General features: G+C 42.2%; 20 protein-coding genes, 1 tRNA gene and 1 pseudogene. 15 read left to right on the forward strand and 7 right to left on the reverse strand.

From position 1 onward, the window contains the following. Positions 1 to 95 precede the first annotated feature (95 nt). From KKZ03_RS08570 to KKZ03_RS08590, 5 genes are all read left to right on the forward strand, one after another. Complete coding sequence (locus KKZ03_RS08570) at positions 96 to 302, forward strand: AlpA family transcriptional regulator (RefSeq protein WP_243221081.1); 207 nt, start codon at positions 96 to 98, stop codon at positions 300 to 302. A 58-nt stretch (positions 303 to 360) separates the two neighbouring features. Beyond that, positions 361 to 2943, forward strand: a complete 2583-nt coding sequence (locus tag KKZ03_RS08575) for a hypothetical protein (protein ID WP_243221082.1) — start codon at positions 361 to 363, stop codon at positions 2941 to 2943. A 280-nt stretch (positions 2944 to 3223) separates the two neighbouring features. After that, positions 3224 to 3523, forward strand: a complete 300-nt coding sequence (locus tag KKZ03_RS08580) for a hypothetical protein (protein WP_243221083.1) — start codon at positions 3224 to 3226, stop codon at positions 3521 to 3523. A gap of 28 nt (positions 3524 to 3551) precedes the next feature. Further along, positions 3552 to 3902 (forward strand): hypothetical protein, encoded by a 351-nt coding sequence (locus KKZ03_RS08585; protein ID WP_243221084.1) that lies wholly within the window; start codon positions 3552 to 3554, stop codon positions 3900 to 3902. A 310-nt stretch (positions 3903 to 4212) separates the two neighbouring features. Next, positions 4213 to 4578: a hypothetical protein gene (locus tag KKZ03_RS08590; protein WP_243221085.1), complete on the forward strand. Its 366-nt coding sequence runs from the start codon at positions 4213 to 4215 to the stop codon at positions 4576 to 4578. Positions 4579 to 4617: 39 nt separating this feature from the next. Here KKZ03_RS08590 and KKZ03_RS08595 read toward each other — a convergent pair whose 3' ends face one another. From KKZ03_RS08595 to KKZ03_RS08610, 4 genes are all read right to left on the reverse strand, one after another. Beyond that, complete coding sequence (locus KKZ03_RS08595) at positions 4618 to 4776, reverse strand: hypothetical protein (protein WP_243221086.1); 159 nt, start codon at positions 4774 to 4776, stop codon at positions 4618 to 4620. Between the two features lie 313 nt (positions 4777 to 5089). Continuing rightward, a tRNA-Thr gene (locus KKZ03_RS08600) sits at positions 5090 to 5165 on the reverse strand. A gap of 45 nt (positions 5166 to 5210) precedes the next feature. Beyond that, positions 5211 to 7382: a YgiQ family radical SAM protein gene (locus tag KKZ03_RS08605; protein WP_243221087.1), complete on the reverse strand. Its 2172-nt coding sequence runs from the start codon at positions 7380 to 7382 to the stop codon at positions 5211 to 5213. Further along, on the reverse strand, positions 7379 to 8188 hold the full coding sequence (locus KKZ03_RS08610; RefSeq protein WP_243221088.1) for a spermine synthase: 810 nt from the start codon (positions 8186 to 8188) through the stop codon (positions 7379 to 7381). Before KKZ03_RS08610 ends, KKZ03_RS08605 begins: the two co-directional genes overlap by 4 nt. A 356-nt stretch (positions 8189 to 8544) precedes the next feature. Here KKZ03_RS08610 and uvrC point away from each other — a divergent pair, with 356 nt between their 5' ends. The 4 genes from uvrC (at position 8545) to KKZ03_RS08630 (ending at position 11930) form a co-directional block, all read left to right on the forward strand. After that, complete coding sequence (gene uvrC / locus KKZ03_RS08615) at positions 8545 to 10392, forward strand: excinuclease ABC subunit UvrC (protein WP_243221089.1); 1848 nt, start codon at positions 8545 to 8547, stop codon at positions 10390 to 10392. Then, positions 10376 to 10939 carry a CDP-diacylglycerol--glycerol-3-phosphate 3-phosphatidyltransferase gene (gene pgsA / locus KKZ03_RS08620; RefSeq protein WP_243221090.1) on the forward strand — a complete coding sequence of 188 codons (564 nt, stop codon included), beginning with the start codon at positions 10376 to 10378 and terminating at the stop codon, positions 10937 to 10939. Before uvrC ends, pgsA begins: the two co-directional genes overlap by 17 nt. A gap of 179 nt (positions 10940 to 11118) precedes the next feature. Beyond that, positions 11119 to 11718: a TetR/AcrR family transcriptional regulator gene (locus KKZ03_RS08625; protein WP_243221091.1), complete on the forward strand. Its 600-nt coding sequence runs from the start codon at positions 11119 to 11121 to the stop codon at positions 11716 to 11718. A 26-nt stretch (positions 11719 to 11744) separates the two neighbouring features. After that, positions 11745 to 11930, forward strand: coding sequence for a hypothetical protein (locus KKZ03_RS08630; RefSeq protein ID WP_243221092.1), 186 nt, complete (start codon positions 11745 to 11747; stop codon positions 11928 to 11930). Positions 11931 to 12151: 221 nt separating this feature from the next. Here KKZ03_RS08630 and KKZ03_RS08635 read toward each other — a convergent pair whose 3' ends face one another. The 3 genes from KKZ03_RS08635 to pdxA all read right to left on the reverse strand — a co-directional run bounded on the left by KKZ03_RS08635 (position 12152) and on the right by pdxA (position 14911). Continuing rightward, positions 12152 to 12637, reverse strand: a complete 486-nt coding sequence (locus KKZ03_RS08635) for an EVE domain-containing protein (RefSeq protein ID WP_243221093.1) — start codon at positions 12635 to 12637, stop codon at positions 12152 to 12154. A gap of 491 nt (positions 12638 to 13128) precedes the next feature. Continuing rightward, entirely contained in the window at positions 13129 to 13914 is a 786-nt protein-coding gene (gene rsmA, locus KKZ03_RS08640) for a 16S rRNA (adenine(1518)-N(6)/adenine(1519)-N(6))-dimethyltransferase RsmA (RefSeq protein ID WP_243221094.1), read from the reverse strand. A gap of 1 nt (position 13915) precedes the next feature. Further along, positions 13916 to 14911, reverse strand: a complete 996-nt coding sequence (pdxA, locus tag KKZ03_RS08645; RefSeq protein WP_243221095.1) for a 4-hydroxythreonine-4-phosphate dehydrogenase PdxA — start codon at positions 14909 to 14911, stop codon at positions 13916 to 13918. 274 nt (positions 14912 to 15185) lie between these two features. Here pdxA and hemC point away from each other — a divergent pair, with 274 nt between their 5' ends. The 6 genes and pseudogenes from hemC (at position 15186) to KKZ03_RS08675 (ending at position 21402) form a co-directional block, all read left to right on the forward strand. Further along, the gene (hemC, locus tag KKZ03_RS08650) at positions 15186 to 16112 is read left to right on the forward strand and encodes a hydroxymethylbilane synthase (protein WP_243221096.1); all 927 of its coding nucleotides are present in this window, start codon (positions 15186 to 15188) and stop codon (positions 16110 to 16112) included. Next, positions 16109 to 16900, forward strand: a complete 792-nt coding sequence (locus KKZ03_RS08655) for a uroporphyrinogen-III synthase (protein WP_243221097.1) — start codon at positions 16109 to 16111, stop codon at positions 16898 to 16900. The genes hemC and KKZ03_RS08655 overlap by 4 nt, the downstream gene beginning before the upstream one ends. After that, complete coding sequence (locus KKZ03_RS08660; RefSeq protein WP_243221098.1) at positions 16888 to 18135, forward strand: uroporphyrinogen-III C-methyltransferase; 1248 nt, start codon at positions 16888 to 16890, stop codon at positions 18133 to 18135. The genes KKZ03_RS08655 and KKZ03_RS08660 overlap by 13 nt, the downstream gene beginning before the upstream one ends. A 13-nt stretch (positions 18136 to 18148) precedes the next feature. Then, on the forward strand, positions 18149 to 19378 hold the full coding sequence (locus KKZ03_RS08665) for a heme biosynthesis HemY N-terminal domain-containing protein (protein ID WP_243221099.1): 1230 nt from the start codon (positions 18149 to 18151) through the stop codon (positions 19376 to 19378). A gap of 64 nt (positions 19379 to 19442) precedes the next feature. Continuing rightward, positions 19443 to 19781, forward strand: coding sequence for a hypothetical protein (locus KKZ03_RS08670; protein WP_243221100.1), 339 nt, complete (start codon positions 19443 to 19445; stop codon positions 19779 to 19781). A gap of 260 nt (positions 19782 to 20041) precedes the next feature. Then, a pseudogene (locus KKZ03_RS08675) lies at positions 20042 to 21402 on the forward strand (IS4 family transposase). The last annotated feature ends 2 nt before the right edge of the window (positions 21403 to 21404 follow it).

Genomic DNA, 21404 nt, shown 5'->3' on the forward strand with positions numbered 1-21404 from the left:
TTCATATATTTTATAGGTGGTATTTGAGCGCGGTCAAATAAATCAGGAGGTTATTTGGATATAGTGGTTACTCATTAAACAGACGGAGCCACACCATGCATGATGCGAATGTAATTATCAGACTGAAACAGCTATTAGCTGAAACAGGCGTAAGCCGATCTTCAGCTTACAACAAATGGGACATTAAGAGCTTGTACTATGATCCACTATTTCCCCAGCCATTCAAGATCGGTCAAAGATCAATCGGTTTTAAATCTGGCGAGGTTGTTAACTGGATAGAAAGTTTAGGCAAAGCCGCCTAGAAAAGAATAAAGCCTACTGGAGTAGGCTTCAAGGACACAATCAATAAGGAACATTATAATGGAATATACAATATATTCAAAGGATTACGGGCTATTAACCAAAGAGATTAGGTTAGAAAATGGTGAAATCATTAAGGATAGCTCTCAGTGTCGCATGGCTAACGGAGCAGTTCAAACCGTAGCCGTTTCTAACTTGCTAGAGCTTGCCGAAAGCTTAAAAAACCTTACTTCAAGTCAGGCGATTGGGTTAGGTGTACCACGTATAAGATCTGAAAAAGCATTACGAATAGTAAAAAAAGGACTGGAAGCAGAGATTTCTATTAGTCGGACTAGAGATTGTGTTCACTACGAGGAGCTGAAACCAGCCTTTGCACTTCTGGACTATGACCCTGAGAAGGGAAAGACAGCCCTATCAATTGATGAAGTTCGCGCATATTTAATAGGGCTTGTCCCCGCTTTAAAAGACTGTGAGATGCTGGCGTTAAGCTCGACATCGAGCGGGGTCTATAAGGAAAGCGAACCCCAGCCAAAAGCCCTGAATGGCGGTATTCACTATTATATAGCTGTTGATGATGGCTCTAAAATCCCAGAGCTTGGGAAGATTATTGCTGAAAAGTGCTGGCTTCAGGGGTTAGGTAGATTTGATAGCTCTAAATCAGGTACATTATTATCCCGTACTTTATTTGATGAAGCCGTATATAGCCCGGAACGCCTGATATTTGAAGCCCCGCCAGTGTTAGGAGTTGGGCTTAAGCAATTACCCCGTATGGTTCGCCATTGGCAAGGGGGTATCTTAAAGGCTTCTGACATTAGGGGGTTAACCACTTCGGAACTAAGCAGGGTTGAAACCTTAAAGCTTGAAGCTAAAGCCTTAAAGCAGCCAGAAGCCGATATAGTAAAAGCCGCTTCCAATAAAAAGGATGTAGATAGGCTGATTAAAACAGGAATTAATAAGCATGTAGCCCTTGAGCAAGTGACAAGGGCAAACAATGGAATCTTAACCGGTGGGTTGGATTTGCATTTTGCCGGTTTGCCGGTGGTTACCGTAACAGATGTATTACGCGACCCTGCATCTTTTGACGGCTGGGAATTGGCAGATATAGACGACCCGCTAAACGGTCAGTATAGATCGAAGCTTTATAAAAATGAAACAGGTCTTAAAATTCATACATTTAAAGGCGGCGGCGGTAACTACACCATAGATAAAGTTGAAATTAAGCTAGATATGGATAACCCCACGGTTGTATTTGAACACATCGAATCAGCTTTAAACACAGGGACTAGGCCGGACGTGTTTAAAAGAGCTGGCCTTTTGTGTCAGACTGGAAGAGATGGGGTAATAAGGATACTTACAACGGCCTTGATAGCCGTGAGTGTGAGTAGGTTGGTAAGGTTCTATAGACCTAAAAACGTTAAGGGTGAGTGGATAAGGGAAAGGGTAGAAGTACCAGATCGGTTGTGGAAGGCTTTTTTAGAAAAAGGTGACTGGTCTATCCCTGAGTTATTAGGCATTACAGACGCGCCTTATCTGGTTGATGGTGAGGTTATCCAGACCGCTGGCTATAACTTTAATTCTAAGCTGTACCTCAGTAGAGAATTTGATTTTTGTATCCCTAAAAAGCCTACAAGGGTACAGGCAGGAACAGCCTTGACCTATTTACGTAAGATCTTATCAGGGTTTCCGTTTGCAAGCCCAGTTGATGAAGCTGTTGCATTGGCTATGATGTTAACAGCCATACAACGGCCTACGCTGGAAACTGCCCCAGCATTTGCGCCTACAGCGAACGCGCCGGGTGTAGGGAAAACCCAGCTAGGGTTGGGTGTAGTTTCGATTAGCACAGGTAGCACTCCTGTTGTTCACGCTTATAGGGATAATGAACAAGAGTTCTCAAAGATGCTGACATCTGTATTGATACAGGGTAAATCCTACCTGATAATTGATAACGTGAAGCTGGGCGTTGCTCTAGGTGGTGATGCCTTATGTACCTTACTTACTTCGTCTGTATTCGGAGATAGGTTGTTAGGAGTATCCAGAATTATTGAGATGCCGACGAGAATTTTAATTGTCGCCACAGGTAACAATCTAAAGCTAAGCTCCGATATAACCAGAAGATGCCTGATGGTTTACTTAGATGCTAGATGTGAAAGGCCAGAGCTTCGAGAGTTCGATAAGAGCTTTATACAAATATGTAAAGATGAAAGGGAGCCTATCCTTAAAGCGATTCTGACTATCTTAAAGGCTTACCACACAGCGGAACGACCAAAGGTTGATAACGTAAGGCTGGGTACTTTTGAACAGTTCAGCGACGACATTTGTAAGCCCTTAGTATGGTTGGGAGTGGTTGACCCTGTGTTGGGTTTGGCTAAAGCTTCAGCTGATGAAGGCATAGCTGGATTGGGTGAGCTTTTACAAATTTGGGCTTTTGAAGTATTTGATAAACGGGTGACAACACAAGAGCTATTAACCCATCCCGGAGTAAGTGAATGGTTTAGATCTGAATTTGATGACAAGGGAGGCTTGAATGTTCGCAAGGTGGGACGTTTTTTATCAAAATACGCTGGGCGGGTATTAGATGGTATGAGAGTCATACAGGATGGAACCTTACATAAAGTTACTGTCTGGAGATTAGAAACTGTCTGATTGGGGGTTTGTGGGGGTTAATGTGTATTTAAATACAGGAAACCCCCACAGCTTCAAACCAATGATATAGGGGGCTACAAGGGTTTTATGGGGGTTTGTGTATTATATTTATATAATAGAAAGAAATAATTATTATATAGTAGTGTATATAGAGAGGGCTGAAAAAACCCATTTAAAACCCCCATAATACACATTTAGTTATAAATCAAAGAGTTACAAGCAACACAAACCCCCATTTGTGGGGGTTTCTTTTTTAAATCGAGCATGGAAGCCTTAAAATATGGATAAAATCACAGAATCTATCATTTTTGACCTGATAAAAGCAGGAAATCCAATTGAGATGGTTAGTTTTGAAATGGGCGTATCATCTCAGGACATAAAAGCCGCGATGCAGAACGCAGAACGTAATAAAATATCTAATATACTGGCTGAACAGCTGGCGACCCGTTTGCCTGCATTACTGGAATTAGCATTAAAACAGTTACAGTTTATTATTTTAAATGAAAATACTGAGAGGAGGTTAAGAGCAATAAATATGGTAATCCAAGCCTCAACAGCGCTAGCCAAAATCAAACCGTAACCATATTCACAAATTTCAAAGGATTGAAATGTTATATAAAAAATCAGCACCAAAAACCGACAGTTACGACACCTCAGCTCTGGCCAATGATCTAATTCGAGCACTGGGAAGCGTTAGATCTAATTTCCTGAAATTAGATCTTAAGGAGTTAGCCGTACGCGTACCCCAGCTAAGAGGACATGACGAATTGTTTAAAGCTCAATTTGCCCACCTCCAAGCGTTGGTTAATAAATCAGATTATCTTACCTCTGAGGCGATGCAGAATTCAGCTGTGGGACTGATTGAGAGTTTAATACGTGATCTGTACCTAGCTATTCCAAAGAGCCGCCGTAATGAGTTGTGCCTGACTCAAGCTATCTGCATAAAATTAGCTCTATAAAGCAATACCAATGTAACCCTTCACAGAAAAAACCCTGTGAGGGGCTTCTATTTAAGCCTAATATCGAAATATTCAAAAAATCTTTTGTCCAGCCCTATTATAGCCAGCGCGGGACTCCCCGTATTAAGTACCCTGTGGGTCTGTACAATAGTAATCAGTCGGGCAACTCCTGCCCGTCATTATCTGGAATTGTAATGGCTAAAATTATCGCGGTTTTAAAATGGTTCGCCTAAGTCGCAAGACAGAACCATCGACACCCAATAATAAAGTTACAAGACAGAACCCTTTACTTCAATCTGGAATTAAGATCATGGCTAACCATTTAAAATCATTCAAGGCTACTTACTGGAATCACTCTTTAAAAATGGAAGTGATTAAGGATATTTTCGCTACTGATATTAATACCGCACAGCGTGAAGCGTTCAAGCTTGACGTAAAAGCATTGGCAGAAGTTGGCGTGTTTAGTGGAGTCTTATCTCTAGTGAACGTGTTTGAAATAACAGAGGTCGTGGAAGTAGTCCCCTTATACCAAGCATTACTAAATGATATGTGGAGCAAAATAGATGCAGAAACAGCGTTGTTTGATGTGGAAGTGGGTAGAAGGGAACAACCTAGACAGGGTGCCCAGTTGTTCGAGTCCCTAGCTGGGGTGACCCCAGCATACACGGCCTTATAACTCTGTTATTGAGTAGTACTTAAAAGGGTTACAAAGTAACTAAGGTTTAATAAAGTTCTGCATTTGCAGGTTCATTAACTGCATACTGTTGTTAAGTGTCTGCATCTGGTTATTCCGAATGGCTTCCTCCTGAGTCATCGGAGTAGTGGCACAGCCACTTAACAATACCAATAAGGTTACTAGAAATAATTTAATCATCGAAATTCTCCAAATATAAAGCTGGAGTATAGTCTAACTAACTACTGGACGTATAAACTTTGCAGTGCCTCAGGCTTTATAAGGATTAGCCCACGCTTTTTAACAATCTATGTAAGATGATTACACACTGGCTTGAGATTTAAGTCAGTGAGCTTTTTTTAGTTATGACCGGCAAAGATTGCCGCTAAGAAAAAGCTTAATATTTAGGTACAGTGTTGGCTGTTGCCCAGACCATTGCCCAGACTAAGACGGGTTTTACTGAATTTTAGGCAATAAAAAAGACCTACATTTTCATGTAAGTCTTTGAATTCTTTGGAGCTAGTGAGGGGATTCGAACTCCTGACCGGCTGATTACAAATCAGCTGCTCTACCAACTGAGCTACACCAGCAAAGAAAGGCTATTATACACAATAAAATTACTTTGCAAAGTAATTTTATCTTTGTTTTCCTGTAGATTTATTTTTGCCAAAGCCTTTTGGACTCCGGTTATTATCAAGTCCCGTATATTTGGTTTTAAACTGCTGGATCTTGCTAGACAATTCAACCGTGCCTTTGGGTTGATAGGTCGGAATCAAATGGTGTTTGCCATTTCCTATCAAATCATTACGACCCATGGCATTTAAGGCATCACGTAATAACGGCCAATTTTTAGGGTCGTGATAGCGCAAGAAGGCTTTATGCAGACGACGTTGTTTGATGGTCTTTGGTATCGGCATGTCTTCAGCCGTGCGACTGACCTTGCGTAGCGTATCCTTACCAGAGTGATACATCGCAGTGGCAATAGACATGGGCGACGGCAAAAATGCCTGGACCTGATCGGCCCTAAAGCCGTTACGCTTTAACCATAAAGCCAGGTTAAGCATATCGATATCGGTAGTGCCGGGGTGAGCGGCGATAAAATAAGGGATTAGATATTGCTCTTTACCTGCTTCTTTGGAGTATTTATCAAACATTTCTTTAAAGCGATCATAAGTACCCATGCCCGGCTTCATCATTTTTGATAACGGCCCTTGTTCGGTATGTTCCGGGGCAATTTTAAGATAACCACCGACATGATGGGTAACCAGTTCTTTAACGTATTCAGGTGATTCAACGGCTAAATCATAACGCAGACCGGAAGCGATAAAGATTTTTTTGATACCTGGTAATGCGCGGGCTCTACGATAGAGTTTAATTAACGGAGTATGGTCGGTATTCAGATTAGGACAAATGCCCGGATAAACACAGGATGGTTTGCGACATGCGGCTTCAATCTTTTCATCTTTGCAGGCCAGGCGATACATGTTGGCTGTAGGGCCGCCTAAATCAGAAATATGACCGGTAAAAGCGGGTGACGTATCGCGGATCGCTTCGATTTCCCGAATAATTGAATCTTCAGAGCGGCTTTGAATAATGCGCCCTTCATGTTCAGTGATGGAGCAAAAAGTACATCCACCAAAACAACCTCGCATGATGTTGACCGAATGTTGAATCATTTCAAAAGCCGGTACATTGGCATTGCCATATTCTTTGTGGGGCACGCGCGAATAGGGCAGATCAAAAACCCCATCCATTTCTTTTGTGGTCAGCGGTATCGGTGGCGGATTAATCCACACTTGGCGTGTACCGTGTTGTTGAATTAACGGACGCGCATTGCCGGGATTGGTTTCACCATGCATCACCCTTGAAGCGTGAGCATACAATATAGGATCGTCTTTTACGGTCTCATAATCAGGGATGCGAATAACAGTTTGAGAGCGCTGGTCTCTGATCAATTGCTTAAGCATTACAACGCTGGAGAGCGAAATCACTTTTTCATTGGGATCGCTATCATCAGGTTTTTTATCGCAGGCAGGCTCTTCCTGATAAGGATTCTGTATGGGGCTTAGTTCGCCTGGTTTATCAATATCAGTAGAGTTTTTAACTACCCAACCTTCGGGTATCTGCTTAACAAAATGTACCGTGCCACGTATGCCTTTCAGTTCGGAGATAACCTCTCCTTGAGCCAGGCGATGAGCTATTTCAACAATTTGCCGTTCCGCATTTCCATAGACCAGCAAATCTGCCTTGGAATCCAGCAGTACTGATTTACGCACCTTATCAGACCAGTAATCATAATGGGCTATGCGTCGTAAACTGGCTTCTATGCCGCCGATAATAATCGGTACATCTTTGTAAGCCTCCCGGCAGCGGTGCGAATAAACATTGACGGCGCGGTCAGGACGCTTTCCTGCCGCACCATTGGCTGTATAAGCATCATTTGAGCGAATTTTTTTATCGGAGGTGTAGCGGTTAACCATGGAATCCATGTTGCCGCCGGTCACCCCAAAAAATAGATTGGGGCGGCCCAGTTTGCTAAAATCAACGGCACTGGTCCAGTCAGGCTGAGAGATAATTCCCACTCTAAATCCTTGTGCTTCCAGTAAACGTCCAATCAATGCCATACCAAAGCTGGGATGATCAATATAGGCATCGCCAGTGACCAAGATAACATCACAACTATCCCAGCCAAGTTCATCCATTTCAGCCCTGCTCATTGGTAAAACAGGGGCAACACCAAAGCGTTGCGCCCAGTATTTACGGTAACTGAAAAGATTAGGTTCGGTTTGTAAGGCAGTGGAAGTCATGGTTTTATCACTTTATTAAAGGTGCTGGCGTTATGTCTTTTAAGGTCTTTCAAAAAAGTCGGAAATTCAATTTGATATTGTTGCTCAAGAGCCAAGGCATTGACCCTTAGTTCTTTCAGGGAAAAAAGCGGTGCATAATTATTAAAGGCAAAAGCAATGATATTACCTCTATCCCGAACCGGCAGGAATAAAACTTGCCAGTTAAAAGCGCGTGCCAACCACTGGGATACTTGCTGGAATTCGGGGTTACTGGTACCACCCCAAAGATTGATGACCAGAATGCCGTCTTTCTTTAACAAGGCTTGGCAAGCATCAAAAAAAGCCTCATTACAAATTGAAGAAGCCATGCCTTCATGATCAAATGCATCTATAAACAATAAACTGTAGTGTTCCCGATAGGATTCGGCGCGTTGGCGTATATAGTCACCGCCATCATCAACTATAATTTTTAATCGGGAATCTAACGGTAACCCAAAATAACTGCGGGCAATTTTAACCACGCTTTTTCTGTACTCAACTACTTTTAAGCGGCAATCCGGAAAATGCTCAAGTAAATGTTTGGTTAAAGAGCCACCACCCAAGCCGACAATCAAGGCGTCGTCATTCAGGGTAGGCTTGAACAGCAACCAACTGGTCATTGCCCGAACATAATTTAACTCAAGCTTATCAGGGTCAGTTAATAACATGCTGCTTTGTCGCGGATGCGAGCCAAAATGTAAGGATCTGACCCCCTTACACTCGATTATTTCTATAATCCCCTCATCATCGTGACTTTCGTGGATAAGCAGGCCTTCATATTTGTACATAGTAAAGCTTGTAATTTTCTAAATCATAAATAATTATTATACACGAGGATTGCTTTTAACTGACTGTATTTGTTTATATTTCTTTATTTATAAAGCACTTGATTTGAAGGGTTATAGGCATTTTCATGCAGGTAGATCATGTGTTTTTAAACGGGATTTTATAAGCAACATACGCTTTATCTCGTCATGCGAGCACTATAGAGATTGGGATTATATTGTCGATCGTCAACATAAAGTCATTTTGACTACATTAATTTATGTGCACTTTAAACCATTGTTATTATTTCATTGGTACCCTGTTTTATTTATGATGATAGTATTGATGATTTTGTTGGGCAGTATTTTCAGGATAAAAAGTGGGTTCCGAAATCTCAGAAAGCAGTTTTGACAGTGCTGCCTTTTTAAAAAATCTAACTACGCGTCCAGGCATTTATACGATGCTAAATGACAAGGGCGAGATTATTTATATAGGTAAAGCTAAAAACCTTAAAAATCGCGTTTCCAGTTATTTTAAAAAACAAGCCGCGTCAATTAAGCAACAGGTCATGGTGACTAAAGTGGCTGCCATTGAAGTGACTATTACCCATACTGAAGGCGAGGCCTTATTGCTGGAATGTCAGCAAATAAAACGGCACAAGCCGCGTTATAATATTTGTCTCAGGGACGATAAGTCCTTTCCCTACGTATTTTTGTCCAGTGAGCAAGACTTTCCGCAAATTACCATTCACCGTGGTGCCAAGAATAAAAAAGGCCGCTATTTTGGCCCTTATCCCAGTTCGGGAGCTGTTAGAGAAAGCCTTAAATTATTGCAAAGATTGTTTCCAATCCGGCAATGTGATGATGCTTTTTATAACAACCGTACCCGGCCTTGTTTGCAATATCAGATTGAGCGTTGCACAGCACCTTGCGTAGGGTTTATTGATAAAAAAGACTATGCCCTGGATGTTGAAAGTACGGTAATGTTTCTGGAGGGCAAGGGAAGCTTGCTGATTGATCAATTGATAATTAATATGGAAGCCGCTGCGGCTACTCTTGATTTTGAGCAAGCTGCCGGATTCAGGGATCAGATTGCAAGGTTGCGCTCAGTATTGGAAAAACATTTTGTACATGGAGAAAAAGGCGATGTTGACATTATTGCCTGTGCCAGCAAAGGCAGCATCGCCTGTGTTCAAGTGTTTTTTATTCGTAACGGCCAGCATTTAGGTAATAAAGTCTTTTTCCCGAAAGTGACTGATGAATATGAACCTGCAGCTATCTTGCAAGCTTTTATCCCGCAATATTATCTTGATAAACCTGTGCCTTATGAGCTGATAGTTAGTCATGAACCGGAAGAGGCCGCATTGCTGATTGAAGTTTTAGCCGGTCAGATAAAACATCCTGTGAGCATTTCTTCCAGCGTCAGAGGCGAGCGCTTAAAATGGCTGCAAATGGCAGGAACGAATGCTGAAAATTCATTGTTAAGTAAGTTGTCAGATAAACAGGGCGTTTATGACCGGTTTCTAAGTCTGCAAGAAGAATTAGGTTGCAAAGATTTACCCAAGCGTCTGGAATGCTTTGATATTAGTCATACACAAGGCGATCAGACGGTTGCATCCTGCGTGGTTTTTGATAGGGAAGGCCCGGTAAAATCAGCTTATCGTCGCTTTAATATATCGGGTATAACCGGAGGTGATGATTATGCAGCTATTCACCAGGCTGTTTTCAGGCGCTTTAAACGTCTGAAGCAGGGTGAGCATGAGGCACCGGATATCTTGTTTATTGATGGCGGTAAAGGTCAGGTGCATGAAGCACAAAAGGCATTAGCTGAATTAGACATAAACAATGTTATGATAGTCGGCGTTTCGAAGGGACCTGACAGAAAACCCGGTATGGAAAAACTGATCCTGGTAGATCAGGAGCAGCCCGTAGACATAACACCAGGTGCCAGCGGTTTACTGTTAATACAGCATATTCGCGATGAAGCACACCGGTTTGCAATAACAGGACACAGACTACGTCGCGGTAAGGCATCAAAACAATCAGTTTTGGAAACTATTCCAGGACTGGGTTCCAAGCGACGACAGCTTTTATTAAAACAGTTTGGGGGGCTGCAAGGCATTTCATGCGCAAGTGTAGATGCACTTTGTAGTGTGGACGGCATAAGTCGGCATTTGGCACAACGAATTTACGAGCTATTTCATCATCAAGATGACGATTCAATTTAACATACCTACAAATCTTACGCTGTTAAGAATTGCGTTAATTCCGTTATTAACCGTGGTTTTTTATCTGCCCTGGCAATATTCCAATCTGGCTTGCACCCTGATTTTTTTGTTAGCCGGATTTACCGATTGGCTGGATGGTTACCTCGCCAGGAAAATGCAACTGGAAACTCCTTTTGGTGCTTTTTTAGATCCCGTTGCTGATAAATTAATGGTCGCCATCGTTCTCGTTTTAATTGTTCAGCAGCAAGCCACGCCTTACCTGGCGATTCCTGCCGCGATTATTATCGGCAGAGAAATAACCATTGCTTCATTGCGGGAATGGATGGCAGAAATCGGCCAACGAGCAAAAGTAAGGGTCTCTCAATTAGGTAAATGGAAAACTACCGCACAAATGCTGTCAATTGGCATGTTGTTATATCGTGAAGATTTATTGGGTATGCCTATTAATTTAATCGGCTATGGATTGCTGTATATTTCTGCCGTACTAACATTATGGTCTATGATTAATTACCTAAGCGCTGCTTTGGCAGTTATTAAGGAAAAATGAATATATTACACTTTCAGGTTTGTTGCTGATAAACCTGTTTGATTTTTTGGCTTTCCGCTTTTTTAGTAGGGTAAATGATGAGGCTTAATTGCTTGCTGTTAAATGCCCTGACTAACATTGAAAGCCATTTTTTTTTAACACACTCAGATACAGCATATTGATACGCTGCGGCAAAAAAAATGGATCAGGAAATAGAAATTATTCAGCCAAGAGCTGAAACGCAAGACGAGATATTAGTGGCGGCTTTAAAATTATTTGCCACAAAAGGGTATTTTGCTACATCGTTAGTAGATATTGCTGCGGCTACAGGTATGAAAAATACCTCAGCGATTTATCATCATTTCAAAAATAAGCATATGATGGCCGCGCAACTGTATACCAATATTTTTGATAGCTTTAATATTTCTTTTGATGATATCAGGCGCCGAAATGAAAAACCGTCAGAGCAGTTACGTAGCATTGTTGATTTATTTTTCAAGCTGACTGACGATGCGCCGGATGTTATGCAGTTTCTGCTGGTTTTAAAACTCAATGAGTTTTTACCCGAAGAGAAACCGGTGATGGGAACAGCCGCTTTTGTAAAAATCATTACAATCATTCAGGAGGGTATAAAAGCGGGGGAAATACGTGATATTGATCCGCAGTTGGTCAATGGCTATTTTTTCGGCATTATCAATAATACCTTGCGATTAGTATTAACCGGTGCGTTGGATAAAAAAGCCGATACTTATCTGTCGCAAACCTGGCTGACAGCATGGAATGCTATCGCCAAAAAATAATCGTGGTTTTGAGTTAAAGAAAAATCGTGGGTGATATTGTTCAGTTTAAACGACCAACCGCCGTTCAGCGGCATAAAGGTAATACTTTATGCCGCAGTGGCTTCCATAAATGGGAAGTCCTCAAGGAAAAACAGTTTGATGTTAAGCAGGGGAAATTGATTACTGTTTATCAATGCATTCGCTGTGCAAAAATCAAAACTAAAGCGTTGTAATAGAAAGTAGCTATAAACTCCAAGTATTGTTGCCCGATTGTTTTGGCCTTTTGACGGATGTAGGTTTTGACGTTACAGGAGCCATTATTGGTTTGTTGATTTATCTGTTCTGGTTTTCGGTTGAAAAAAGAAGGTTGACTGAGAAGCCAATGTCGGTAGTTCAAATCAAGGGAACTCATCAAGCTGCAAGCGATAAAAATTGACCTGTTTCGCAGTCTTTATTACGAAATTTCCATAATTGGCTGAGTTGTCTCCAGTGAAATAATATACTGCCATTCTTCTTCGCTCACCGGCATTATAGATAAGCGGTTACCTCGCCTTAATAGCACCATCCCTGTCAATTCCGGGAGTGACTTTAACTCTTTAAGCGTAATGTTACGGGATAATGTTCTAATATATCTAACATCAACCATTATCCATCGTGGCTGGGCGGGATCGCTTTTGGGATCAAAATGACTGTCATCAGGATCAAAGGCAGTAAAATCAGGATAACCCTCCTTAACGACTTCCATAATTCCAACAATGCCAGGTTGATCGCAGTTTGAATGATAAAAAAACACTTGGTCACCCAGTTTCATGGCATCCCTCATCATGTTTCTGGCTTGATAATTACGCACTCCATCCCAATGCTCGGTCCGGCTTGCCTTGCTGTAAAGATCGTTAATGCCAAACACATCAGGTTCCGATTTCATTAGCCAGTAGTTCATGGTGTTCTCATAGATGAATAAATATAAATAATTCCGGTTTGATAGTAAGCTGGTATTTATGGGCTATAGTTGGCTGAGATGAATGATTGTTTTGTTGATATAAGCCAATACTGGAAAGTATAGCCGGTTTTGTCTGTTAAAATGTTTTTTGAGTAAAACAGCAGGCAAAAAAAATGCGACTAATTAGGCCGCATTAAGAGAAGGATATAACGCTCTGATTTCCGGGAAGGAAGTTTGCATCTCAAGAGTTGTGCTTATAGTAACTTTAAAGAGTAGAAGAGGGAATGTGGCATATTGCCGCGTGACAAATTGTCGCAGAGGCGATGGAATAGCAGGCAAAAAAAATGCGGCTGATTAGGCCGCATTAAAAGAAGGATATAACGCTCTGATTTCCGAGGAGGAAGTTTGCATCTCAAGAGTTGCAGCTATAATAACCATAAAAATTAGAATAGGAAATGTGGCATATTGCCGCGTGACATATTGTCGCAGGGTCAAGGTATTTCTTGTAAGGCGTTACTTAACTTTGCAAAATCATTCAGTGATAATGCTTCAGCCCTCAATGTAGGATCAATATTTAGGGCGATAATGACGTCTTCGTCGATGAGTTTTTTTAAGGAATTACGCAATGTTTTACGGCGCTGCGAGAATGCCTGTACGACAACTCTATTGAGTTTTGTCATGTCGTTAACTTCAACTGGCGGTTGTTGATGCGGTACCAGTCTGACAATTGCCGACATGACTTTAGGTGCCGGGTCAAAGCTTTCAGGGGGGACGTCAAATAACAGTTCTGTTGCACAGAAATATTGCATCATGACGCTGAGTCTGCCGTATTTTTTACTACCTGGAGCTGCACAAATCCGGTCAACGACTTCTTTTTGCAGCATAAAATGCATGTCTTCAATACAAGAGGCATTATTTAGCAAGTGAAACATTAGCGGCGTTGAAATGTTATAAGGCAAATTGCCAATGATACGCAGTTTTTCATTATCTTTAGCCAGTTCTGAAAAATCGAATTTTAATGCATCGGCACTGTAAATTTGCAAATTATCATGTTGTTTGAATTTGTCTTTGAGCAATACCACCAGATCCCTGTCGAGTTCAACCACATCAAGACGTAATTTCTGCTGTAATAAAGGTTCTGTTAAGGCTCCCATGCCAGGGCCTATCTCAACCCAATGTTGGCCAGGTTTTGCCTGCAAGCTGGAAAGTATGCTGTAAATAATATTATGGTCATGCAGAAAATTCTGACCAAAGCGTTTACGTGGAGTATGTGTCATTTTATAAAGAAGGGTTAGTTGCCATTGTTAATGCCGTTTGCAACGCAAATTGCAGGCTGCCGATATCGGCTTTGCCGGTACCTGCCAAGTCTAAAGCAGTGCCATGGTCAACAGAGGTGCGGATAATAGGTAATCCCAGCGTGATATTGACCGCTTTTCCAAAGCCCAGGTATTTAAGCACTGGCAAACCTTGGTCATGATACATGGCTAACACGGCATCTGCAGAGTCCAGGTATTTAGGGGTAAATAAGGTATCTGCCGCGAGTGGTCCCTGGAGATTTAGGCCTTGTTGGCGGAAGCCTTCTAATACGGGTTCGATAACGTCAATTTCTTCACGGCCCAAGTGACCATTTTCTCCGGCATGGGGGTTAAGCCCACATACCAGTATTTTTGGATTATCAAGGTTAAAGCGTGTACGTAAATCATGATCCAGTATGCGAATGACGGCTCTAAGGCGTGCGTGAGTGATGGCCGGGCTAACTTCAGTAAGAGGTAAGTGAGTTGTCACCAAGGCAACCCGCAAGCCCGGTGTTGCCAGCATCATTACCGGATGCCCGCCGGTGATTTCGGCAATATATTCGGTATGACCGCTAAAGGCAAAGCCGGCATCATTGATAATGCCTTTATGTACTGGGCCCGTCACCATTGCATCAAAAAGCCCATCAATACAACCTTTCGTTGCTAGAGTAATAGTTTTTAATACATAACGGCTGTTCAACAAGTTTGTTTGTCCATACTGAACCGGTTCAGAGAGATCAACAGGGAGTACCGTCAAGTTTCCGGCTTTCTGCTTTGTTGGTGGTAACGAGCGGTCAAATTCATTTAACCGGATAGAAAGGCCTAACTGTTGTGCGCGTTGCGTCAATAATTCAGGGCTGGCTATTACGATGAGTTGGCAGGGTAAATCCTGCTGTGCCAGTTGGATGCAAAGATCGGGGCCTATGCCGGCAGGTTCGCCGGGTGTTAATGCAATGCGTTGTATGGTATTAAGAGCCATGTGCCATGTCATCTAAAAAAAAATTAATTTTACAGCATAATAGCGCAATAATTTTAAAAAATGCTGTCAATAATAAGTTTTAGGGGCAGTAAAACGAATAGCAAATTAGATGTTGAAGCTAATGTTGGGCATTCGATGATGACATAGAGTGCTGATTGACCACCAAGGAATGATTGCTTTATGTTGAATCAAACAAAATATTAATGCGCTATAACTTACCATTAAGTTAAATAAGGTTACAATAAACCCATTTTTGAAAAATGAAGGTTTCCTTTTGGCTGAAAAAATTATTCGTATTGCAACACGCCAGAGTCCGTTGGCATTGTGGCAGGCAGAGCATGTCGCAGAATTATTGGTACTGGCATTTCCAGGTGTCAGGACGGAATTAGTTAAAATGATGACGCGCGGCGATAAAATTCTCGATGCACCTTTAGCCAAGGTTGGCGGCAAGGGCTTGTTTGTCAAAGAGTTGGAGCAAGGCATGTTGGAGGGATTGGCTGATATTGCCGTGCATTCGATGAAGGATGTGCCGGTAGATTTTCCTGACGGTTTGCATTTGGCGGCTATTTTGACTCGCGAAGATCCAACAGATGCCTTTGTATCGAATCGTTACTCAGCGTTAAACGACTTACCGAAAAATGCCAGAATTGGCACGTCCAGTTTGCGCAGGGAATGCCAGCTTAAAGAAAAATTTCCTGATGCTGAAGTTGTCCCGTTAAGAGGTAATGTTAATACCCGATTAGCCAAGCTGGATGCGGGTGATTATGATGCAATTATTCTGGCATCAGCCGGTTTAAAAAGATTGGGTATGACTAAACGTATTACGCAATCGCTAGATACCGACGTGAGTCTGCCGGCAATTGGGCAGGGTGCCATTGGTATAGAATGCCGCACCGATGATTTGGAAATTAACAAAATTTTAAGTGCGTTGCATGATACAGAAACGGGTCTTTGTGTTTCTGCCGAGCGAGCGATGAATGCACGATTGAATGGTGGTTGCCAAGTGCCAATTGCAGGTTTTGCGCAATTACAGGATGGGCAAATAGTCATGCGCGGATTAGTTGGCAATCCTGATGGTAGTGTGCTGTATAGATCGCAACGTTCGGGCGGGTTGGATCAGGGTGAAGTTATCGGTCGATGGATTGCTGAAGATCTTCTGGCGCAGGGTGCGGATGAAATTTTGCAGGCGTTATTTCATTGATTAAATCGTTAAAGGGCGCGCAGGTATTAGTGACTCGTCCGGCACATCAAGCAGAAAACTTAAGTCATTTAATTGAAGCGTGCGGTGGTGTGGCTGTACGGTTTCCAACACTCGCTATTGCGGCGTTGGATAATTCTGGCGAGATAGACAATACCCTGACACATTTGGACGGGTATCAATGGCTTATTTTTATTAGTACTAATGCAGTAACAATGCACAGTTACTATTCAGATGATGTTAAAATTAAAAAGATTAAGTCAATACGAATTGTTGCAATAGGAAAGGCAACTGCGCAAGCCTTGGCTATGGCTGGCTTGCCGGTCGATTTAGTACCTGAAAGTGGCTATAATAGCGAGGCATTGCTGGCAATGCCGGAAATGAAGGATATTGCCGGGCAGCATTATTTAATCGTTCGTGGCAAAGGTGGACGTGAAGAATTGGCCGTTACGTTACGCAGTAGAGGTGCAATTGTTGAGTATTTGGATGTCTATAAAAGAATAATTCCGGATATTGACAGCTCGCAAGTCAGTTTATTGATTGCCCAAGATAAGTTGGATGTCATCACGATAACCAGTGGTGAAGCCTTGCAAAACTTGTTAATCATGTTGGCAGAAAAATATCATCAGCGATTGTTCGAAGTGGCTCTCGTGGTAGTTAGTAACAGAATAAGGCAAATAGCTGCCGACTTAGGCTTTAAACGAATTGCAGTGACCCAGAGTCCTTCAGATATGGCAATTCTTGAGACAGTATCAATGTGTGTAACAGGAGGAATAGAGTGGCCGAATTGAGTGAACAACAAGAACAAGATCTGAGCGAGACCAAACAAATCCAGCGATCGCGGAGTGGCTTATGGTTTGGCATTATTGTACTGCTCATTATTATTGGACTTGCAGGTGCCGGTTTTTATTTTTTTACACAATTACGAAGCCAACAGGAAGGCTTGGGTGGTGAAGTTAAAGGGCAGATGTCAAAGCAGATTGCTGACTATCAGTCCCAACTTGTTGCCATTCAGTCCCAACTTGCAACCATAGAATCTACTGTTGCCGGTAAAGATACTCACTTTACCAAAACACTTGCTGACTTCTCCAGCTTACACAACGAAAAATTGGAAAGTACCCGCAAAGAGTTGAATGATTCTATTGCCAGAATCCAGCGTCAACTGGGCAAGACCCGTGGTGACTGGTTAATCGCCGATGCCGAGTATTTATTAAGTGTCGCCAATGAACGATTGCATTTAATCGGTGATGTTAATACCACACGTGAAGCATTAGAAGCAGCCGATCAACGTTTAAGAGAAAGCGGAGATGTTGGTGCATTTAAAGTACGGGAACAGATTGCCAAAGAAATTGACGTGGTCAAGAGAGTTAACGTGCCTGATGTTGTGGGTATTTATGCGGCAATTCAGGCTATGCAAGATCGGGTTGATAAATTAGTCTTGTTTTTGCCTTACACAGGTAAAGCTTTTACACCGCCTGTTGCAGAAAAGGAGCCATCTGGTGAAGCAACAGCAGATCAAGGTATGATTGATTCAGCCATGGATCAACTGGAAGGCATCGTCACCATCAGACACTCAGAACATGAAGTTAAAGAAATACTGACACCCGAAGAAGCGCAATTTATTAAAGAGCAATTAAGAGTAAAGCTGGAAATGGTAAAAATTGCCCTGGTTCAGCATAATGAAGGACTTTTTCATTCCGGTCTGGCAGATGCAAAAAAATGGACAGAAGAGCATTTCACCAAGGATGTAGAGGTGAATAATTTTATTGCCGAGTTGGATAGATTTACTACTATTAAAATTCGCAGCCAGTTTCCTGACATCAGCTTATCGTTAAAAATGCTCAGGGATATTACCAAGCTGAGAATAGAAACAGATAAAAGTATGCAACCCGCTGAAACAGTTGTGCCGGTAGAGAATGTTGATGCCGTCAAGCCAACTGAAATAGTTGTACCTGTTGAGAAAATTGAATCAACGAAGCCGACTGAAGTAATCGTTCCCTCTGAAGCAGTACCTGCGGCGCAATAATAGAGAATATATAATGAAAAAATTATTTTATTTTCTAGGTCCCCTTATTGCCACAGTTGTCTTGGCATTTTTTGTCAATTACTGGTTACAGCAGTATGATAATCCGGGTTATGTGCTGATTGGCATTGGGCATTGGTCTCTTGAAACATCGCTGGTAGTTTTTGCCGTTAGCCAGATATTTGGTTTTTTTGTCTTGTATCTATTCTTCCGTATTTTGGGCTGGTTGTTCAGGCTGCCCGGGCAAATGCATAGTCGTGGTAAAAATATTAAATTTAACCGCTCTCAAGAAGCATTAATTGCCGGGTTGGTTGACTCTGCAGAAGGTAATTGGGAAAAAGCGGAAAATGTTTTAATTAAACACGCATCTCATAGTGGTGCGCCGTTAATTCATTATTTGACTGCCGCAAGGGCCGCCCAATCGCGTGGCGCATTTGATAAAAGAGATGAGTATTTAAGAACAGCTACTGATCAGGCACCTGATTCCAGTGTGGTTATAGGTCTGACGCAAGCTGAACTGAATTTGTCCGGGAATCAGTTTGAGCAGGCCTTGGAAACATTGACCCGATTACATTCCATTGACCCGACACATGCCAGCGTTTTAAAGCTATTGCATCAAACTTATCAGCAGGTAGGCGACTGGCAAGGGATAAGAAAACTCATTCCTTCGTTGCATACTAATAAAATTTTGATGGAGGCCGAAGTAAAGTTACTGGAAACCGAGGCCTTTAGTGAGTTGCTAAAACAGTCTGCTGAAAAAGGTAAGATTGAAGAAATTCAAGCATTATGGTCAGAAGTTCCCAAGTATATAAAAGCCATGGCAGGTATTTCGGCTATCTATTTTGCCGCAATGATTGATGCCGGGGCAGGTGCCGAGATTGAAAACGAGCTGGCCGGTACTTTATCCGTTGCTTGGGATGAAACCTTAGTGGTATTGTTCGGAAGCATTCAGTCGAATGATGTTGCCAAGCAGCTTGAAACCGCTGAAAAATGGTCTTATGTACATCAAGAAAATGCCGTGTTGTTAGCGGTTCTCGGTAACTTGGCTATTAAATGTGACGACACCTTTAAAGCTGAAAGTTATCTCGCTAAAAGTATCGCTGCAGAACCTACCGTTCAGGCTTATCAATTATTGGGTGATTTGTTGTTTGCACAAGGCGATAAAGATAACGCATTCAAGTGTTATAAGAGTGGTTTGGAATTGGCGTCCAGTGAAATTGTCAGTCGAATAGATACGGTATCATAATAATTTTGTAGTATATTAATGACGCTTTTTCAATCAAACACAAAAAAATTATGAGGCATAAAAAATGAAAGCAATCGTGGCATTTTTATTGGTATTTTTAACCAGTGCAGTCTGTTTTGCCCAAGGGGCCGATGATAACTTTGCCGGAACATGGAAAACCGCCGAGGGAAAGGACGTTGTTATTACTAAAGTGGGTGCCGGTTTTATCGGTGAAGCAATAGACAAAAAAGTGGTTATATTAAACGATGTCAAATTTTCTGACGGTAAATGGACTGCTACCGTATTTAACCCAATAAAAGAAGTAACCGCTGATTGCGAACTCTTCTTGGAAGGTAATAATCTTAAAATTGTCGCAACAAAAGGCTTGTTTTCTAAAACGATCTATTGGAAAAAAGAAATATAGTCATTCCGTCTGAATCGATCAAAATGTGAATACCGCTTTAATGCGTTATGGACGCTCCCAAATTGTTAATTCGACTACCAATTTAAACCGGGATGTTTTTACAGATTCCACTCTTGAAGAAATGGTATCTGTCCCTAATACTGCTACCGCAAATGTAATTAATCTATAAGTTACAGTTAGATACGCAAATAATAAGATAAAGATCAAGCACTATTCTGGTAGAATTTTGAGTATTACAAAGTCTGATCAATAACTTAACCATGCCAGCTATTAAAAAAAACCGTATTCAGCAGCAAATTGACCGCTTCAAAAAGTCATTTTTGCAATCCCAAGGACTAGGTGTTGAGGATTTTTTTCAGCCGACAGCATTACCAACATTATCGCCAATACCCCGCATAAACGCTCCTCGGTGTTCTTGCCCTTAGTCACGCTTAAAGCTTTCATTTTCCAAGTATTAAGTGATGACGGTTCCTGTAAACAGGCAGTGGCAGGCGTATTGATTGATCGTATCGTCGATGGACAATCAGCCAATACGGTTAACACGGGACCTTACTGTAAAGCCCGACAACGCTTACCACTAAAGGAACTCAGAGCAGCCACCACAGCTGCTGGTTTGCGTCTTCATAACCAGTCTCTGGCCGCGTGGCGATGGAAGGGTTATAACGTTGTCCTTACTGATGGAGCAACGGTGCAAATGCCAGATACACCAGAGAATCAGGCAGACTTTCCTCAGCTGGATAGTCAAAAGCCTGGTTTGGGCTTTCCGATTGCTCGCATGGTTGTGTTGATTTCTTTGGCTGCAGGAACCGTGCTCGACTATAGCCTGGGAGCCTATCAAGGCAAAGGAACTGGCGAAACATCGTTACTCAGTCAACTGTTTGGCAGCCTGTCAGTTGGCGACTTGCTGATGGCGGACCGCTATTACTGTACCTTCGCCATTATTGCGCTCTTGCAGGCTCGTGAAATTCCTGTGCTATTTCCACTACATGCCCGGAAAAAAGTAGATTTCAGCTTGGGTGTCTACCTGGGTGCAAGAGATCATTTGATTGACTGGACGAAACCCAAACGGAAACCGGTGTGGATGTCCAAGCAGGACTATAGCGACTTGCCGGAATCGATTACCGTCCGAGAGTTTGCGGTAAACGGCAGAATCTATTTGACCACCTTACTAAATGCAAAGGGCTTTCATAAGCAAGAGCTGGCTATGCTTTATAAGCAGCGCTGGAAAATTGAGCTGGATTTTCGTTCCATCAAAACCAATATGGGCATGGAAATATTACGGTGCAAAAAACCTGACATGGTAAGCAAGGAGATAGCTATCCACTTATTGGCATACAACATCATTCGTGGCAATTTGGCACAGGCAGCCAGCCTGCATGAGAAGATACCCCGCCAACTGAGTTTCAGGTCAGCAGTGCAACTGGTCATTCAAGCCGCCAAGCAGATGGTAGGCTTGACAGGGAACCAACTCATAAGCGCCTTGCGTGAATTATTAAAAGCGATGGCATCAACGGCCATTGGAAAACAAAAACGTAAGAGCCAGCCAAGAGCAGTCAAACGCCGACCAAAACCCTTTCCTTTGCTGATGGTGCCAAGAAACGAGGCATGTTTAAGCCTCTGACT

This window comes from Methylobacter sp. S3L5C, from assembly GCF_022788635.1.
In the GTDB taxonomy this organism is placed as follows: domain Bacteria; phylum Pseudomonadota; class Gammaproteobacteria; order Methylococcales; family Methylomonadaceae; genus Methylobacter_C.

Bases quoted from the DNA above. Each gene is read 5' to 3' on its own strand.
- rsmA (WP_243221094.1), bottom strand. From the start codon at position 13,914: ATGACACATACTCCACGTAAACGCTTTGGTCAGAATTTTCTGCATGAC.
- KKZ03_RS08605 (WP_243221087.1), bottom strand. From the start codon at position 7,382: ATGACTTCCACTGCCTTACAAACCGAACCTAATCTTTTCAGTTACCGT.
- KKZ03_RS08635 (WP_243221093.1), bottom strand. From the start codon at position 12,637: ATGAACTACTGGCTAATGAAATCGGAACCTGATGTGTTTGGCATTAAC.
- KKZ03_RS08665 (WP_243221099.1), top strand. From the start codon at position 18,149: ATGAAAAAATTATTTTATTTTCTAGGTCCCCTTATTGCCACAGTTGTC.
- pgsA (WP_243221090.1), top strand. From the start codon at position 10,376: ATGACGATTCAATTTAACATACCTACAAATCTTACGCTGTTAAGAATT.
- KKZ03_RS08570 (WP_243221081.1), top strand. From the start codon at position 96: ATGCATGATGCGAATGTAATTATCAGACTGAAACAGCTATTAGCTGAA.
- KKZ03_RS08595 (WP_243221086.1), bottom strand. From the start codon at position 4,776: ATGATTAAATTATTTCTAGTAACCTTATTGGTATTGTTAAGTGGCTGT.
- KKZ03_RS08670 (WP_243221100.1), top strand. From the start codon at position 19,443: ATGAAAGCAATCGTGGCATTTTTATTGGTATTTTTAACCAGTGCAGTC.
- KKZ03_RS08625 (WP_243221091.1), top strand. From the start codon at position 11,119: ATGGATCAGGAAATAGAAATTATTCAGCCAAGAGCTGAAACGCAAGAC.
- KKZ03_RS08580 (WP_243221083.1), top strand. From the start codon at position 3,224: ATGGATAAAATCACAGAATCTATCATTTTTGACCTGATAAAAGCAGGA.
- KKZ03_RS08585 (WP_243221084.1), top strand. From the start codon at position 3,552: ATGTTATATAAAAAATCAGCACCAAAAACCGACAGTTACGACACCTCA.
- KKZ03_RS08610 (WP_243221088.1), bottom strand. From the start codon at position 8,188: ATGTACAAATATGAAGGCCTGCTTATCCACGAAAGTCACGATGATGAG.
- KKZ03_RS08590 (WP_243221085.1), top strand. From the start codon at position 4,213: ATGGCTAACCATTTAAAATCATTCAAGGCTACTTACTGGAATCACTCT.
- pdxA (WP_243221095.1), bottom strand. From the start codon at position 14,911: ATGGCTCTTAATACCATACAACGCATTGCATTAACACCCGGCGAACCT.
- KKZ03_RS08575 (WP_243221082.1), top strand. From the start codon at position 361: ATGGAATATACAATATATTCAAAGGATTACGGGCTATTAACCAAAGAG.